This window comes from Roseovarius salinarum (assembly GCF_002834145.1).
GTDB classification, from domain to species: domain Bacteria; phylum Pseudomonadota; class Alphaproteobacteria; order Rhodobacterales; family Rhodobacteraceae; genus Roseovarius; species Roseovarius salinarum.
Window position 1 is genome coordinate 346,184 of sequence record NZ_PHNT01000001.1, and the last position, 15,624, is coordinate 361,807.

Here is a 15,624-nt window from a genome sequence, read left to right on the forward strand (position 1 = left end):
CCGGCCCCGCGGGCGGGGCCGGCGAAAGGCGCCGGTTCACTTTCCGATGGCTTCAAGAACTGCCTCGCCAAGGCCGGCGGGGCTGTCGGAAACCACGATGTCCGCGCTGCGCATCGCCTCGATCTTGTCATCGGCGCCGCCCTTGCCGCCGGCGACGATGGCGCCGGCGTGGCCCATGCGGCGCCCCGGCGGCGCGGTGCGCCCGGCGATGAAACCCGCGACCGGCTTCTTGCGGCCGCGCTTGGCCTCGTCCTTGAGGAACTGCGCCGCGTCCTCCTCGGCCGAGCCGCCGATCTCGCCGATCATGATGATGCTTTCGGTCTCGTCGTCGGCCAGGAACTTCTCCAGCACGTCGATGTGTTCCATCCCCTTGATCGGGTCGCCGCCGATGCCGATGCAGCTCGACTGGCCCAGCCCGACGTCGGTGGTCTGCTTGACCGCCTCGTAGGTCAGCGTGCCCGAGCGGCTGACCACGCCGCAGGTGCCCCGCTTGTGGATGTGGCCGGGCATGATGCCGATCTTGCAGGCGTCGGGGGTGATGACGCCGGGGCAGTTGGGCCCCACCAGCGTGGAGGTCGAACCCTCGAGCGCGCGCTTGACGCGCATCATGTCCAGAACCGGAATGCCCTCGGTGATGCACACGATCAGCTCCATCCCGGCGTCGATCGCCTCGAGGATGGAATCGGCGGCGAACGGCGGGGGCACGTAGATGGCGCTGGCGTTGGCGCCGGTCTCGGCCTTCGCCTCGTGCACCGAGTTGAAGATCGGCAGGTCGAGGTGCGACTGCCCGCCCTTGCCCGGCGTGACCCCGCCGACCATGGTCGTGCCGTAGGCCACGGCCTGTTCGGTATGGAAGGTGCCCTGGCTGCCGGTGAGGCCCTGGCAGATCACCTTGGTGTTCTCGTCTACGAGGATTGCCATTCGTAAGGCTCCTTCATTTCTTGCTTGGAATCGGTTTCATTCGGGCGCTGGCTGTCTGGCTGAGGGGCCGGGTGGCATCCACGCGCGATGCGCTCCCCGCGCTCGATCAGTTCCGCCTCGGCGCCGTCTACCAGGCGCATTAGTTTGGGGGCGATGCGAATCTCTTCGGCAACCCGCCGCAGGAGATCGGCAACGTCGTTGCGCTGCTCTGCCGTCAGATCCCCGAGCCGCAGTGGAGAGAGCGGGCGGTCCGCCCATTTCGTGCGGTTCAGCCGCTCGATCTCGGCAGTGGTCAGTTCGTCGCCCAGGCGTGCATTGAACGGTGCCTGGCGCTCCTGCAGGTCCGCGATCCGATCCGGTCCGACACCGTTGAAAGGCACGTCGCGGTCAGCGATCGGGGAGGCATCGAACGCGGTCCGCAGGACCTTCTTCAGGCTGTTCCGAACTTTCTGGCCCTGATCCCGGGGGAGCTGGCCGATCCAGTCCGTGATCTGGTCTCCGGCATGGCACCCGACCACGCCCATCGAGCGGTTGACGCTGTCGGCTTCTACCGGCAGGCCGTCCAGCCGATCCCCCAACCCGGCTGTGCGCATGACCCTCAGGGGCAGGGGATCGGTGGTGCCGGGCGGATCATAGAGCAGCGGGGCCACCTCCATGCCCTCGGCGCGCAGGTCGGCGAAGACTCGGTGATAGGGCACAACGAACTTGTCGACAGACCTCGGCATGAACGCAAGCCTTGTGTCGGGCTTGAGCGTCCTGAGCCGCTGTGCCGCTGCGGAAACGGCCCGGTCGCCCGCGTTGCGCAGCACGATCACGGCGGTAATTCGCTCCGCGCCCAACGCCCGCAAGATGTGAACGGCGTGGCGCGCGCGGGCCCGAGTGTGGGTCGGGTCGTAAGCGCGCTCGGACCTCTCAAGGATGCCGAACCACCGTTCGGCGGATTGCAGGACGGCGTCGCCCTCGAATGCTGTGATAGCTTGGCGGAAAGTCGCGAGACGCTTTTCGACTTTTATCTCCATGCCGGGCCTTGGCACGCCGGCCAGTCCTTCGGCGACACGACCACCGTTGCCCGTAGCTCCGGTCGCTTCGGTCTCGAACAGGATTCCGCGCTCTGAAAGCGCGGGCGCCATGTCCGTTAGCCACGACTGGAAAGCGCTGGTGCCCGTCTTGGACGGGCCCATGTGGAGCACGAAATGCCGTGGTGCGGCGGTCATGGTCAGCCCTTCACCGCCTTCACGATCTTCTGGGCGCCGTCCTTGAGGTCGTCGGCGGCAATCACGTCCACGTCGGAGTTGTTGAGGATCTCCTTGCCCTTCTCGACGTTGGTGCCTTCCAGCCGCACCACCAGCGGGACGGTCAGGCCGACCTCCTTGACCGCGGCGACCACGCCCTCGGCGATCACGTCGCAGCGCATGATGCCCCCGAAGATGTTCACCAGGATACCCTTGACGTTGTCGTCGGAGGTGATGATCTTGAACGCCTCGGTCACCTTCTCCTTGGTGGCCCCGCCGCCCACGTCGAGGAAGTTCGCCGGTTCCGCGCCGTAGAGCTTGATGATGTCCATCGTCGCCATCGCCAGCCCGGCGCCGTTGACCATGCAGCCGATCTCGCCGTCGAGCGCGATGTAGTTGAGGTCGTACTTTGAGGCTTCCAGTTCCTTCGGGTCCTCCTCGGTCACGTCGCGCAGCTCGGCGATGTCGGCATGGCGATAGGTGGCGTTGGAATCGAAGCTCATCTTCGCATCGAGGCACTTCAACTCGCCCTTGTCCGTCAGGATCAGGGGGTTGATCTCGAGCATCTCCATGTCCTTTTCGAGGAACAGGCGGTACAGGATGCCCATCAGCTTGACGCACTGCTTGATCTGCTGGCCCTCAAGCCCGAGCATGAAGGCGATGCGCCGGCCGTGGAACGGCTGGTAGCCGGTTGCCGGGTCGATCGAGAAGCTGAGGATCTTCTCGGGCGTCGTCTCGGCCACTTCCTCGATGTCCATGCCGCCCTCGGTCGAGCAGACGAAGGAAATGCGCGAGGTCACGCGGTCCACCAGCAGCGCGAGGTAGAACTCGCTCTCGATGCCGGATCCGTCCTCGATGTAGACGCGGTTGACCTGCTTTCCCGCCGGGCCGGTCTGCTTGGTCACGAGCGTCTGGCCCAGCATGCGCTTGGCTTCCTCGGCGGCTTCCTCGACCGACTTGGCCAGCCGCACGCCGCCGCCGTCGCCGGCGCGGGGTTCCTTGAAGGTGCCCTTGCCGCGCCCGCCCGCGTGGATCTGCGCCTTGACCACCCACAGCGGGCCGTCGAGCTCGCCGGCGGCTGTCTTGGCTTCCTCGGCACGCAAAACGGCGCGCCCGTCCGAGACGGGCGCGCCGTATGAGCGCAGCAGCGCCTTCGCCTGATACTCGTGGATATTCATGAATCTGTCCCGTCTTGCTTCCGCTGCGACAGATATACCCACAAGCATGGCGAGGATTTAAACTGTTTTCTGCGAATTCGGCGCCTGCAGGCGGAAATTCGGTTTTTTGTGATCACAGGTGTCAAGCGTGTGATCACGTATGTGGAAATATCTGGATTTCGGCATGTTTGCAAAGAATCAGGGCCGGGAAACCCCGGCCCTGTCCGCTGCGATGCGTGCAAGGCGCCTTACTTCAGGTTGTCGTCGATTCCCTTGCAGGCCTCGACCAGGCCCTTCACGGCGTCCACCGACTTGTTGAACATGGCCTGCTCGTCCTTGTTCATCTTGATCTCCACGATCCGCTCGATGCCCCCGGCGCCGATCACCGTGGGCACGCCCACGTAGAACCCGTCGAGGCCGTAGGCCCCCTCCACGTGGGCCGCGCAGGGCAGCAGGCGCTTCTGGTCCCTCAGGTAGGCCTCGGCCATCTCGATGGCGCTCGTGGCCGGCGCGTAGTAGGCCGAGCCGTCCTTGAGCAGCCCGACGATCTCGGCGCCGCCGTCGCGGGTGCGTTGCACGATGGCGTCCAGCTTTTCCTTGGTGGTCCAGCCCATTTCGACGAGATCGGGCAGCGGAATGCCGGCCACGGTGGAATAGCGCACCAGCGGCACCATGGTGTCGCCGTGGCCGCCGAGGACGAAGGCCGACACGTCGCGCATCGAGACGTCGAATTCCAGGCTCAGGAAGTGACGGAAGCGCGCGCTGTCGAGCACGCCTGCCATGCCGCAGACCTTCTCGTGCGGCAGCCCCGAGAACTCGCGCAGCGCCCAGACCATGGCGTCGAGCGGGTTGGTGATGCAGATCACGAAGGCATCGGGTGCATTGTCGCGGATGCCTTCGCCAACGGCCTTCATGACCTTCAGGTTGATGCCAAGAAGGTCGTCGCGGCTCATGCCCGGCTTTCGGGGCACGCCGGCCGTCACGATGCAGACGTCCGCGCCCGCGATGTCGGCATAATCCTGCGTGCCCTTCAGGCGCGCATCGAAGCCTTCGGCGGGGCCGGATTCGGCGATGTCGAGTGCCTTGCCCTCCGGGATGCCTTCGGCGATGTCGAACAGCACGACGTCGCCGAGTTCCTTGAGCGCGGCGAGATGGGCGAGCGTGCCGCCGATCTGGCCCGCGCCGATCAGCGCGATCTTGGGTCTGGCCATTGGAATGGTCTCCGGTCGGTTGAAAATCCGGCGCCCGGCGTAGTCCCATTCGCGGCCGCGCGCAAGGGTGCTGCGCCGCGGCAAGACGCGGGCGCGGGGCTGTCCCTGCCCGGCTGGCGCGGTTAACGTCATGGCAACGCGCGGCTTTAGGGGCAGATCGAATGGCGGGTTTCGACGCATGGATTTTCGCGGTCGCCGTGCCGGCGGTGGTATTCGCGGGCATCTCGAAGGGCGGTTTCGGCTCCGGCGCGGCCTTCGCGGCGGCCGCGATTCTGGCGCTCGTCATCCCGCCGGGCATGGCGTTGGGCATCCTGTTGCCATTGCTGATGCTGATCGATGTCGCCACCCTGCGGCCCTACTGGCGGCGGTGGAGCTGGCCGGACGCGCGCGTGCTGGTGCTGGGTGCGCTCCCCGGCGTGGGCCTCGGCGCCTGGCTCTATCGCGTGGCCGAGCCGGACGTCTTCCGCCTGCTGATCGGCGCCATCACCCTTGGCTTCGTCGGTTGGCAGGCGTTGCTGCGGCTTGGCGCGATCCGTCCGCCGGCGCGGGCGATGCCGGCGTGGGGTGGCGGACTGGCCGGCGTGACGGTCGGCTTCACCAGCTTCGTCAGCCATGCCGGCGGGCCGGCCGCGGCCGTCTACCTGTTGTCGCGCGGGCTGGACAAGACGCGCTTTCAGGCAACAACGGTGCTGCTGTTCTGGCTGGTCAACATCGCCAAGTTCGTGCCTTACGCGGCGCTGGGGATATTCAGCCGGCAGACCCTGCTGCTCGACCTCGCGCTGGCGCCCTTCGCGCTGCTTGGGGCGTGGCTGGGCGTGCGCGCGCACCGGGCCGTGCCGGAGCGCGTGTTCTTCGCGATCACCTACACGCTGCTGACCGTGACCGGGGCGAAGCTGATATGGGACGGGCTGGTGTAGCGGGCTGCGCGGTCAGGCGTCCGCGCCCGGCTCCGGCAGGAGCTCGGCCAGCGCCTCGAATGCCTGCCCGCTGGCCACGAGGCAGGTCAGCCCGCCCGGCGCGGTCGCGGTGATCGTCCATGTGCCGGACACCTCGGAGGCGAAGACCTCGACCAGCGCGTTGCCCGCGCTCAGCCCGGCGGCGCGCCGTGTCTCGCCGTACTGGCTGGCCAGCCGCTCCACCACCTTGGCGCGCGGCGCGCAGCTGCGCGGGGACTGGGCGGCGGCGTCCTGCGCGGCCGCCAAAACCAGGGCGGTCGCAAGCCCGGTCAGGAATGCCTTCATGATATGACCCTTTCGCGGTTAGGCCCCGGCCGTCCGTTGCGGACAGATTGCGGGCGCCTTGGTCAACGAACGGTTAACGGGCTGTCCCGCGCAGCCGCCGGCGCGGGTTTTCTGCGGCGCGGCGAAAAAGCGCTTGAACTTTTCGGGCCGGAAATGGCATTGCTGCGCAAGATTATTTCCGTTTTGCAGAAGGCGAGGTGAGGCGATGGACCATGGCGCGAGGCCCTATCGGTCGGTTCTGTACATTCCCGGCTCGAACGCGCGGGCGCTGGACAAGGCGCGCAGCCTGCCCACGGACGCGATCATCTTCGACCTCGAGGACGCCGTCGCCCCCGACGCCAAGGCGCAAGCTCGGCAGACGCTGGCGCAGGCGCTGGGCGAGGGCGGCTATGGCAAACGGGCCAAGATCGTGCGGATCAATGCGCTGACCACCGAATGGGGGGTGGACGACGTGCGCGCGCTGGCGGATGCCGGCGCCGACGCGATCCTGCTGCCCAAGGTGAACACGGCCGCGGACGTGGACCACCTGGCAGACATGGTCGGCCCCGACCTGCCGGTCTGGGTGATGATGGAGACGCCGTTCTGCGTGTTCAACGCGCGCGAGATCGCCGCGCACCGGCAGGTGACGGGGCTGGTGGCCGGCACCAACGACCTGACCAAGGACCTCGGCTGCCGCACGCGGCCCGACCGGCTGCCGCTGATGACCGCGCTGCAGATGATCGTCATGGCCGCCCGCGCGGCCCGCGGCGTGGTGGCCATCGACGGCGTCTACAACCGGTTCCGCGACGGTGACGGGCTGAAGGCGGAATGCGAACAGGGCCGCGACCTTGGTTTCGACGGCAAGACGCTGATACACCCGGCCCAGATCGAGGTGACGAACACCGCCTTCGCGCCCACGCAGTCGGAAATCGATCTGGCGGAGCGGCAGATCGCGGCCTATGACGAGGCACAGGCCTCCGGGCAGGGGGTGGCCGTCGTGGACGGCCAGATCGTCGAAAACCTTCACGTCGTCGCGGCCCGGCGGACCCTCGCCAAGGCCGAGGCGATCGCGGACATGGCAGCGGAGTAACGCAATGGCATATCTCGTCCTCGGCCTTCTTCTCTGGGCGCTGGCCCACCTGTTCAAGAGAATCGCGCCCGCCGCGCGCGCCGGGATGGGCGAGGCGGGCAAGGGGGCCGTGGCCGTGGCCATCCTGGCCGGGCTGGTGCTGATGGTCATCGGCTACCAGCGGGCCGAGGGCGCGTTCTTCTGGGCCCGCCACCCGGCGACGGTGGGCGTCAACAACCTGCTGATGCTGCTTTCGGTCTACCTGTTCGCGGCCGCGGGCATGAAGACGGCGCTGGCGCGGCGGATGCGCCACCCGATGCTGGCAGGGGTGAAGGCATGGGCGCTGGCGCACCTGCTGGTGAACGGCGACGTTCCCTCGTTCGTGCTGTTCGGCGGGCTGCTGGCCTGGGCGGTGATCGAGGTGATCGTCATCAACCGGTCCGAGCCAGAATGGACGCCGCCCGCGGCCGCCGAGGCGCCCATGCGCAAGGAAATCATCGCGGTCGTTGCCAGCGTCGCGCTCTACGGCGCGATTTCGGGCGCGCACTACTGGCTGGGCTATCCGGTCTTCGGGTGAAGGCGATGAAGCTCTACCGGTTCCTCAGCGGCGACGACACCCCGGCGTTCTGTCACAAGGTGACCGAGGCGCTCAACCAGGGCTGGGAGCTGCACGGCCCGCCCACCCATGCCTTCGACGCGGCCAACGGGGTGATGCGTTGCGGGCAGGCGGTGGTCAAGGAGGTCGAGGGCACCTACCACCCGGATCTGAAACTCGGAGATCAGTGAATGGCAAAGACGAACGCGGGCCGCTTTTTCGAGGACTACACGCTGGGCGAGGTGATCCGCCACGCCGTGCCGCGCACCGTGTCGGGCGGCGAGCGGGCGCTGTACCACGCGCTCTACCCTGCGCGGCACGCGCTTTATTCATCCGACTCCTTCGCGCGCGCGTGCAGGTTGCCTGCCAGCCCGCTGGACGACATCGCCGCGTTCCACGTGGTATTCGGCAAGACGGTGCCCGACATCTCGCTGAACGCGCTTGCCAACCTGGGCTATGCCGAGGGCCGCTGGCACCGCCCTGTCTGGCCCGGCGACACGTTGCGCTCGGAATCCGAGGTCATCGGGCTCAAGCAGAACTCCAACGGAAAGTCGGGCGTGGTCTGGGTGCGCACGCGCGGGTTCAATCAGCGCGACGAGCTGGTGATCGACTATGTCCGCTGGGCGATGGTGCGCAAGAACGACCCGGATTCACCGGCGCCGGAAACGGTGATCCCCGAGCTCAAGCCGGCGCTGGAGGCGGCCGATCTGGTGGTGCCCGACGGCCTCGACTTCACCGGCTACGATTTCGACCTCGCGGGCGAGCCGCACCGCTGGGGCGACTACGCCGTGGGCGAGGTGATCGACCACGTCGACGGCGTCACCGTGGAAGAGGCCGAGCACATGATGGCCACGCGGCTGTGGCAGAACACCGCCAAGGTGCATTTCGATGCCACGCTGCGCGACGACGGCCGCCGGCTGATCTACGGCGGGCATGTGATCTCGCTGGCGCGGGCGTTGTCCTTCAACGGGCTGGCGAACGCGCAGGTGATCGCCGGGCTCAACGGGGGCGCGCACGCCAACCCCTGTTTCGCCGGCGACACGGTGCGCGCGTGGTCCGAGGTGCTCGACAAGGCCGAGACCCCCGCGCCCGGCGTGGGCGCGCTGCGCCTGCGCCTGGCGGCAACCAAGGGTGGCAAACCCGGTGCGCTCAAGGGCGAGGACGGCAAGTATCTGCCCGAGGTCCTTCTCGATCTCGATGTCTGGGCGCTGGTCCCCAAGTAGCGGCGGCCGGCGCCGCAGCTTGCCGCCGTCGGGCGGCTGTGCTTTGCTTGCCCGGGGCATGGGACAAGACGCATGAACGACACGACGGCGCAGCAGACCGCGCCACCGCTTCTGCAGGTGGAGACGACGGCGCTCGAGGGCGTTGTGATTCTCACGCCGCGGCGGTTCTCGGACGCGCGGGGCGAGTTCTGCGAGACGTGGAACCGCCGCCGGATGGCCGAGGCGGGGCTGGACATCGACTTCGTTCAGGACAACCGGTCGCTATCGGTGTCGGCGGGCACGGTGCGGGGCCTGCATTTCCAGGCGCCGCCGCACGCGCAGGCCAAGCTGGTGCGCTGCGGGCGCGGGCGGCTGTTCGACGTGGCCGTCGACATCCGTCGCGGCAGCCCGACCTTCGGGCAGTGGGTCGGCGTGGAGCTGACGCCGGAGAACGGCCGTCAGATTCTGGTGCCCGAAGGGTTCCTGCACGGCTTCGTCACCCGCGCGCCGGACACCGAGATCCTCTACAAGTGTTCCGATTATTACGCCCCCGACTGCGACGGCGCGGTGCGGTGGGACAGCTGCGGCATCGACTGGGGGCTCGACGGCGCCCCGGTGCTGTCGGACAAGGACGCCGCCGCCCCGCCGCTGTCCGACTTCGACAGCCCCTTCACCTGGGAGGGCGCATGAGGCTCGTGGTCACCGGCGGCGCGGGCTTCATCGGCTCGGCGGTGGTGCGGCAGGCCATCGCGCGCGGGCACGCGGTGGTCAATGTCGACGCGCTGACCTATGCTGCCTGCCTCGACAACGTGGCGGAGGTGGCCGACAGCCCGCTCTACAGCTTCGTCCACGCCGATATCCGCGACCGCGCGGCGATGGACGCGGTTCTGGCCGAGCATGAACCGGACGCGGTGATGCACCTCGCGGCCGAGAGCCATGTCGACCGCTCCATCGACGGGCCCGGCACCTTTGTCGAGACCAACGTGACCGGCACCTACCAGATGCTGGAAGCGGCGCGGACCTACTGGACGGCGGCGGGCCGGCCCGACGGCTTTCGCTTTCACCACATCTCCACCGACGAGGTCTATGGCAGCCTCGGCGCCACGGGGCGGTTCACCGAAGCCACGCCTTACGACCCGCGCAGCCCCTACGCGGCCTCCAAGGCGGCCTCGGACCACCTCGCGCGGGCGTGGCACCACACCTACGGGTTGCCGGTGCTGGTGACCAACTGCTCCAACAATTACGGCCCCTACCACTTCCCCGAAAAGCTCATTCCGGTGGTGATCCTGAACGCGCTGGCGGGGCGGGAGATCCCCGTCTACGGGGCGGGCGAGAACGTGCGCGACTGGCTCTATGTCGAGGACCACGCCGACGCGCTGCTGACGGTGGTGGCGCGCGGCGAACCGGGGCGGACCTACAACATCGGCGGCGAGAACGAGGCGCGCAACATCGACCTTGTGCGCATGATCTGCGCGATCCTCGACCGGAAGCGGCCTGCGCCGCGGCCCTACGCCGATCAGATCACCTTCGTCGCCGACCGGCCCGGCCACGACGCCCGCTACGCCATCGACCCGGCCCGCATGCGCGACGAGCTGGGCTGGCGCCCCTCGGTGACGTTGCAGGAAGGGCTGGAACGCACGGTACAATGGTATCTCGACAACGAGGCGTGGTGGCGCGCCCTGCAGGACCGCGCCGGCGTGGGGCAGCGGCTGGGGGTGAACGCATGACCCTTCTGGTCTTTGGGCAAACGGGCCAGGTTTCGGGGTGCCTCGCCGCGCGGGACGACACCACCTGCCTTTCCCGCGCCGAGGCCGACCTGGCCGACCCGGCGGCCTGTGCCGCGGCCATTCATGCGCACGCCCCGCGCGCGGTGATCAACGCCGCAGCCTGGACGGAGGTTGACCGCGCCGAGGAGGAGGAGGCGCTGGCGACCACCGTCAACGGAGCCGCGCCGGGCGCCATGGCCGGGGCCTGCGCCGAGCTGGGCATCCCGCTCGTCCATGTCTCCACCGATTACGTCTTCGACGGGGCGGGCGATGCGCCGTGGCGGCCCGGGGATGCGACCGCCCCGCTCGGGGCCTATGGCCGCTCCAAGCTGGCGGGCGAGCGCGCCGTCGCCGCCGCCGGGGGCGCCCATGCCGTCCTGCGCACGTCATGGGTTTTCGCGCCGGGGGGCAAGAATTTCGTCACCACCATGCTGCGGCTGGGGGCGGAGCGCGAGCGGCTGACCGTCGTCGCCGACCAGGTCGGCGGGCCGACCCCGGCCGACGCCATCGCCGCCGCCTGCGTCACCATCGCCGGGGCGCTGGCCGGGGACCCGGCCAGGAGCGGCATCTACCATTTCGCCGGCACGCCGGAGATCAGCTGGGCCGGTTTCGCCCGCGCCATCCTCGACGCGGCCGGGCTGGCCTGCGATGTCGCCGACATTTCCACGGCGGACTGGCCCACCCCGGCGGCGCGCCCGCTCAACTCGCGGCTGGACTGCAGCGCCACGGAAGCGGCCTTCGGCCTCGCGCGCCCCGACTGGCGCGCGGCCCTGCCCGCCGTCATCGACCATCACCGGAGACAGGCCACATGACCGACCGCAAGGGCATCATCCTCGCCGGGGGCAGCGGCACGCGCCTCTACCCGGTCACCATCGGCGTGTCCAAGCAGTTGCTGCCCATCTACGACAAGCCCATGGTCTATTATCCCCTCTCGGTCCTGATGCTGGCCGGCATCCGCGAGATCGCGGTGATCACCACGCCCGAGGATCGCGACCAGTTCATCCGTACCCTCGGCGACGGCAGCCAGTGGGGGCTCACCCTCACCTACATCACCCAGCCCTCGCCCGACGGGCTGGCGCAGGCCTTCGTCCTCGCCGAGGACTTCCTCGCCGGCAGCCCCTCGGCGCTGGTTCTGGGGGACAACATCTTCTTCGGCCACGGCCTGCCGGAACTCATGGCCCGCGCCAATGGCGACACGGGCGGCGCCACGGTCTTCGGCTACCGCGTGGCCGACCCCGAGCGCTACGGCGTGGTGGATTTCGACGCCACGGGCCGGGTCCGCCGCATCGTCGAGAAGCCCGAGGTGCCGCCCTCGAACTACGCCGTCACCGGGCTCTACTTCGTTGACGGCACGGCGCCGGCGCGCGCGAAACGTGTCGAGCCCTCGGCCCGCGGCGAGCTGGAGATCACCGAGCTGCTCGAGATGTACCTCGCCGACGGCCAGCTCAGGGTGGAGACCATGGGCCGCGGCTACGCCTGGCTCGACACGGGCACCCACGGCTCGCTGCTGGACGCCGGCAATTTCGTGCGCACCCTCGAGGACCGCCAGGGCCTGCAGGCCGGCAGCCCCGAGGAAATCGCCTATCGCGAGGGCTGGATCAGCGCCGAGGAAGTTCGTGCGCGCGCCGATGCCTTTGGCAAGAACAGCTACGGCACCTATCTGCGCGGCCTGGTGGAGTGACCGCCCGGGCCGTATTTCAACGCCATTTCCATACGATCACCGCCAGTACCATCGCCAGACGGTGCAGCCGCCCCAACCCCTGCGCGCGCAGGGATTCGGAAAACGCGGCGGCGGCGGGCACCCGACTCCAGCCCAAAGACAGGGCGTAGTCGTGCAGCGCCCCCGCCTTCCGGTAGCGCGCGTCGTTCGGATCGAACGCCCACCACAGGAGGCGCGGGATCGACACGTCGAAGACGAACCCCTCGGGCACCGTCAGCCACAGGCCCGACCCTTTTGCGCCGATTTCCCAGGACAGCGGTCTTTTCACCCGGTATCGCACTCCGGAAAGACGCACGCACCATCCCGTCCGCTCGGTGAAGCGTGACATCAGGGTCCTGCCGCGATTTCCGCATCGAAATCCGCCAGCGCGGCGGTCACCTCGGTCTCGGATCCGGAATTCCGGAGCCGGTCGCGGTACCGCCTGCGCAGTCCGGCGAGCCAGGCGGAGATGGCCGCGTAGGCAGAGGTGTTGCGCGCGATCAGCTCGGCCAGCGTTGCGACGGTCTCGCCCGTCTGGGCGGCTTCGGCTTGCAGGATCTCATGCTGGGTTGCATCGGCTTCGCCGGCAAGGAAGGCCTCTGCCGCGGCTGCCTTGATCGGCCAGGACAGCCGTTCGGCCATCGGGACAACGCCGGTGACGTTCTCGGCGATCCGGTCGAGTTGCGCGGTCATGTCCAGCAGCGCGCTTGAGCGTGCCGCATCGAGCGCATGTGCGGCCTTCGTCTCGGCGCTGATGACTTGCGTGAGGTCGATGTTGGTCATTTCTCGCCTCCTGGCAGGGGGATCGGGCCGTCGTGGACCGCGTGTACCGGCGCGGGGAAGCGGCCGGCGTCGGGCGCGTCGGGGGCAAGCGGCAGGGTCAGCGTCAGGCAAAGCTCGCCATCCTCGCGCGTGACGTCGCTGCACAATGAATCGCAGGCCACCGCGCCGCGCGGCAGGGTCGCCCCCTCCGGCACGCCGGAGAAATCGAAATCCTCGCCATTTATCGTCAGCGTGTCGCCGGATTTCACGAGTGTCAGCGTGCCGTCTCGGCGCACTGGGGAAAGCATGATCTTCATTTCGGCGCTCCTCAGGTGAACCAGGGACCGACAGCGAGCATTTGAAAGGTGAGACTGTCGCCGCTGGCGAAGTTCGCCGTGTGCTTCTGCCGGTACTGGTGGAAAGAAACGGATGTCGCGGAAACGGCGTGCACCGCATCCGCGCCCATTTCGCCGGCGGACGGCGTTGCATCGCCGAAATCCGTCGGCGAGAACGTGGCCACGGGCGCGGCCGCGAACGCGGCCGGGTAGGTCCAATTGCATTCGATCTTCGCGCCGGATCCGCTGTAGGCCGCGGTCTTGACCGCGTGGCAGATCTGCAACCCGCTGGCCAGTCGGAGGTAGTGGCCGTTCGCGTTCTCGCCTTCCTCGATTACCGCGCCCGTGGGCGTCCCGCCGGATTGCGCGACGCTTCCGACAAGGTTGCCGGGACCGTATCCGAAGTCGGCGCGCATCAGCCGTCCGGCCGTCGTGTCGGTGGCCGACTGCTGGACCGCTTCGCCGGCGGCCAGGCCGGTGGTCTTGTCGATGACCAGCGCCTCGGTCCAGCTCGTGCCGTCCGGGCTGACCTTGACGCTCCAGTCGTTCGTGCCTGCAAGGCCCATCTCCGCGTGCCCGGAATACCCGCTCTGGAATACCAGCGAAGCCGTGTCCGAGGCGGTGTTCTTGTTGACCTTGAGCCGGTGACCGGCACCGTCGTGCGACAGAAGGCTCGCCTGCGAGAAGATCGCGAGACGGTTGACCGCGTCCGAGGACGTCCCGATGCCGAGCCCGGTGATGTCCTGCAAACCCGGTTCGACAGCGGACCAGGTGCCGGCCGAATAGACGCGCAGCACGCCATCGGCCAGATCCCAGGCCCGCCATCCAGGCCCGGGTGGGATGAAGACCCAGCCACCGCGCGAAAACACGGCCAGCGTGCCGCCCTGACCGGCCCAGGCGCCTTCCGGTGCATCGGCGAGGGCGAAAACCTGGCCTTCGGCGGGAGACGCGGGCGGCGATTGCGCGTCGAAGGATGTCACGGCGAGCTGCGTGAGCGCGTCGAGCCGCTCCAGCGCCGCGTTGTGGGTGACGTGTTTTTGCGCCTGCGAAGGCTTGATGTAAGGCAGGTCCAGCCGCGACGACGTGTCGGCCATGTGACAGCTCCTCTGGATGCGATCGGCGGGCTGTCTATGGCGGCAACGGTTTCGGTTTCCTGACAGCACCGCGCGCCGCGTGCCGTGATCTCGCCTGTGTCCGGGGCGGCGAAAAGCAGCGCGCGCATTTGACAGCGCCGCGTTTCGGGCGCATAGCGCTCGGGAAAACGCGGCGCCGGAACAGGGAACGCACGTGACGGAACAAACGACGGCAGGCCGGCTCGTGGCGGTGGTGGTCACCCATAATCGCCTCGATCAACTCAAGTGCACGGTCGCGCGGCTGCTGGAGAGCCCGCAATCGCACCTGGCCGGGCTCGTCGTGGTGGACAACGCGTCGTCGGATGACACCGCTGCGTGGCTGTCCGGGGTAGCGGATCCGCGCGTTGACGTCGTTCGCAGCGAGACGAACCTCGGCGGTGCCGGCGGGTTCGAAAAGGGGCTGCGCCATGCGGTGCACGCCTTCGCGCCCGACTGGATGGTGGTGATGGACGACGACGCACGCCCCGAGCCAGGGGCGTTGGCCGCGTTCCATGCAGAACCACGCGGCGAACGCGAGGCCTGGGCGGGCGCGGTGAGATACCCCGACGGACGCATCTGCGACATGAACCGGCCGTGGATCAACCCGTTCTGGCACAAGCGTGCCTTCCTGCGTTCGCTATGGTCGGGCCGGGACGGGTTCCACCTGTCGCTGCAGGACTATGACCGGAAGGGCCCGTGCGCGGTCGATGGAGGATCGTTTGTCGGCCTGTTCCTGTCGCGGCGGGCGATCGAGCGCGCGGGATACCCGGACGGACGGCTGTTCATCTATGGTGACGACGTGCTCTACACCCTGTCCATCAGCGCCATGGGCGGGCGGATCGCGTTCGACCCGCGCGTGCGCTTCGAGCATGACTGCGGCACCCTGACCGAGGGCGTGCGGGTGCTGCGGCCGCTGTGGAAGGTGTATTATTTCCATCGCAATCAACTGATGGTCTACCGCATGGCCGCCGGGCCGGTCCTGTTCTGGCCTGTCTTTCTGGTCAAGTGGCTGAAGTGGCGGGCACGCGCCCGCCACTACGGGGCCGATCGCAAGGCCTATCTGCGCCTTCTCGCGCATGCGGTGCGCGACGGTGTGCGCCATCGCAGGAACAGGCGCCACGCTGCCGTGCTGCGACGGGTGGGCAGCGGCACCGGCTGAGCGGCCGCCCCTGATCTTTTCCATCCAGGGTGTCGGTCGGCGCCGTCGCGCGGTTTCTTAACCAGGATCATCGCGCGGGGGCCCGCCCGCACGGACCCGCGTGTCCGGCGGGGCCATCGGCAGGGTAAACGCGGCCGGCGCAATTGAGCGCATAGTCCACCCCGTCGCCAAAGTCTTGTCCGCC

At 68.4% G+C, this 15,624-nt stretch carries 19 protein-coding genes; 10 read left to right on the plus strand and 9 right to left on the minus strand.

Annotation, left to right across the window (positions count from 1 at the left end; all coding sequences use genetic code 11):
* Positions 1-36: 36 nt before the first annotated feature.
* From sucD to mdh, 4 genes are all read right to left on the minus strand, one after another.
* On the minus strand, positions 37-921 hold the full coding sequence (gene sucD, locus CEF10_RS01795) for a succinate--CoA ligase subunit alpha (protein WP_101065632.1): 885 nt from the start codon (positions 919-921) through the stop codon (positions 37-39).
* Positions 906-2,135, minus strand: coding sequence for a hypothetical protein (locus CEF10_RS01800; protein WP_101065633.1), 1,230 nt, complete (start codon positions 2,133-2,135; stop codon positions 906-908). The genes sucD and CEF10_RS01800 overlap by 16 nt, the downstream gene beginning before the upstream one ends.
* Before the next feature lie 2 nt (positions 2,136-2,137).
* Positions 2,138-3,331, minus strand: a complete 1,194-nt coding sequence (gene sucC / locus CEF10_RS01805; RefSeq protein WP_101065634.1) for an ADP-forming succinate--CoA ligase subunit beta — start codon at positions 3,329-3,331, stop codon at positions 2,138-2,140.
* A gap of 227 nt (positions 3,332-3,558) precedes the next feature.
* Complete coding sequence (gene mdh / locus CEF10_RS01810) at positions 3,559-4,521, minus strand: malate dehydrogenase (protein WP_101065635.1); 963 nt, start codon at positions 4,519-4,521, stop codon at positions 3,559-3,561.
* Positions 4,522-4,682: 161 nt separating this feature from the next.
* Here mdh and CEF10_RS01815 point away from each other — a divergent pair, with 161 nt between their 5' ends.
* Positions 4,683-5,438, plus strand: coding sequence for a sulfite exporter TauE/SafE family protein (locus CEF10_RS01815; RefSeq protein ID WP_101065636.1), 756 nt, complete (start codon positions 4,683-4,685; stop codon positions 5,436-5,438).
* Between the two features lie 12 nt (positions 5,439-5,450).
* On the opposite strand, the gene CEF10_RS01820 is transcribed toward CEF10_RS01815, so the two are convergent.
* Positions 5,451-5,762 (minus strand): hypothetical protein, encoded by a 312-nt coding sequence (locus CEF10_RS01820; RefSeq protein WP_101065637.1) that lies wholly within the window; start codon positions 5,760-5,762, stop codon positions 5,451-5,453.
* Between the two features lie 205 nt (positions 5,763-5,967).
* On the opposite strand from CEF10_RS01820, the gene CEF10_RS01825 reads away from it, so the two are divergent.
* The 8 genes from CEF10_RS01825 (at position 5,968) to rfbA (ending at position 12,054) form a co-directional block, all read left to right on the plus strand.
* A complete protein-coding gene (locus tag CEF10_RS01825; RefSeq protein WP_101065638.1) occupies positions 5,968-6,831 on the plus strand; it encodes an HpcH/HpaI aldolase/citrate lyase family protein in 864 nt (287 codons plus the stop codon).
* Between the two features lie 4 nt (positions 6,832-6,835).
* Positions 6,836-7,387: an NnrU family protein gene (locus tag CEF10_RS01830; protein ID WP_101065639.1), complete on the plus strand. Its 552-nt coding sequence runs from the start codon at positions 6,836-6,838 to the stop codon at positions 7,385-7,387.
* Between the two features lie 5 nt (positions 7,388-7,392).
* Positions 7,393-7,596, plus strand: coding sequence for a DUF1737 domain-containing protein (locus tag CEF10_RS01835; protein WP_101065640.1), 204 nt, complete (start codon positions 7,393-7,395; stop codon positions 7,594-7,596).
* The gene (locus CEF10_RS01840; protein ID WP_101065641.1) at positions 7,597-8,628 is read left to right on the plus strand and encodes a MaoC family dehydratase; all 1,032 of its coding nucleotides are present in this window, start codon (positions 7,597-7,599) and stop codon (positions 8,626-8,628) included. It begins immediately after the preceding gene.
* A gap of 111 nt (positions 8,629-8,739) precedes the next feature.
* On the plus strand, positions 8,740-9,297 hold the full coding sequence (rfbC, locus tag CEF10_RS01845; protein ID WP_198586132.1) for a dTDP-4-dehydrorhamnose 3,5-epimerase: 558 nt from the start codon (positions 8,740-8,742) through the stop codon (positions 9,295-9,297).
* On the plus strand, positions 9,294-10,334 hold the full coding sequence (gene rfbB / locus CEF10_RS01850) for a dTDP-glucose 4,6-dehydratase (protein WP_101065643.1): 1,041 nt from the start codon (positions 9,294-9,296) through the stop codon (positions 10,332-10,334). Before rfbC ends, rfbB begins: the two co-directional genes overlap by 4 nt.
* Positions 10,331-11,185: a dTDP-4-dehydrorhamnose reductase gene (gene rfbD, locus CEF10_RS01855; protein WP_101065644.1), complete on the plus strand. Its 855-nt coding sequence runs from the start codon at positions 10,331-10,333 to the stop codon at positions 11,183-11,185. The genes rfbB and rfbD overlap by 4 nt, the downstream gene beginning before the upstream one ends.
* Positions 11,182-12,054 carry a glucose-1-phosphate thymidylyltransferase RfbA gene (gene rfbA, locus CEF10_RS01860; RefSeq protein ID WP_101065645.1) on the plus strand — a complete coding sequence of 291 codons (873 nt, stop codon included), beginning with the start codon at positions 11,182-11,184 and terminating at the stop codon, positions 12,052-12,054. The genes rfbD and rfbA overlap by 4 nt, the downstream gene beginning before the upstream one ends.
* A 16-nt stretch (positions 12,055-12,070) precedes the next feature.
* Here the strand turns inward: rfbA and CEF10_RS01865 are convergent, their stop codons facing one another.
* From CEF10_RS01865 to CEF10_RS01880, 4 genes are read right to left on the minus strand one after another with little or no spacing between them, the layout of a single operon-like run.
* Positions 12,071-12,361 carry a DUF1353 domain-containing protein gene (locus tag CEF10_RS01865; RefSeq protein WP_232796366.1) on the minus strand — a complete coding sequence of 97 codons (291 nt, stop codon included), beginning with the start codon at positions 12,359-12,361 and terminating at the stop codon, positions 12,071-12,073.
* Positions 12,362-12,420: 59 nt separating this feature from the next.
* Positions 12,421-12,855, minus strand: a complete 435-nt coding sequence (locus CEF10_RS01870; protein WP_101065647.1) for a hypothetical protein — start codon at positions 12,853-12,855, stop codon at positions 12,421-12,423.
* On the minus strand, positions 12,852-13,151 hold the full coding sequence (locus CEF10_RS01875; RefSeq protein ID WP_101065648.1) for a hypothetical protein: 300 nt from the start codon (positions 13,149-13,151) through the stop codon (positions 12,852-12,854). The genes CEF10_RS01870 and CEF10_RS01875 overlap by 4 nt, the downstream gene beginning before the upstream one ends.
* Before the next feature lie 11 nt (positions 13,152-13,162).
* The gene (locus CEF10_RS01880) at positions 13,163-14,503 is read right to left on the minus strand and encodes a DUF2793 domain-containing protein (protein ID WP_157932929.1); all 1,341 of its coding nucleotides are present in this window, start codon (positions 14,501-14,503) and stop codon (positions 13,163-13,165) included.
* On the opposite strand from CEF10_RS01880, the gene CEF10_RS01885 reads away from it, so the two are divergent.
* The gene (locus CEF10_RS01885; RefSeq protein ID WP_232796367.1) at positions 14,457-15,440 is read left to right on the plus strand and encodes a glycosyltransferase; all 984 of its coding nucleotides are present in this window, start codon (positions 14,457-14,459) and stop codon (positions 15,438-15,440) included. The genes CEF10_RS01880 and CEF10_RS01885 overlap by 47 nt on opposite strands.
* Positions 15,441-15,624: the final 184 nt, after the last annotated feature.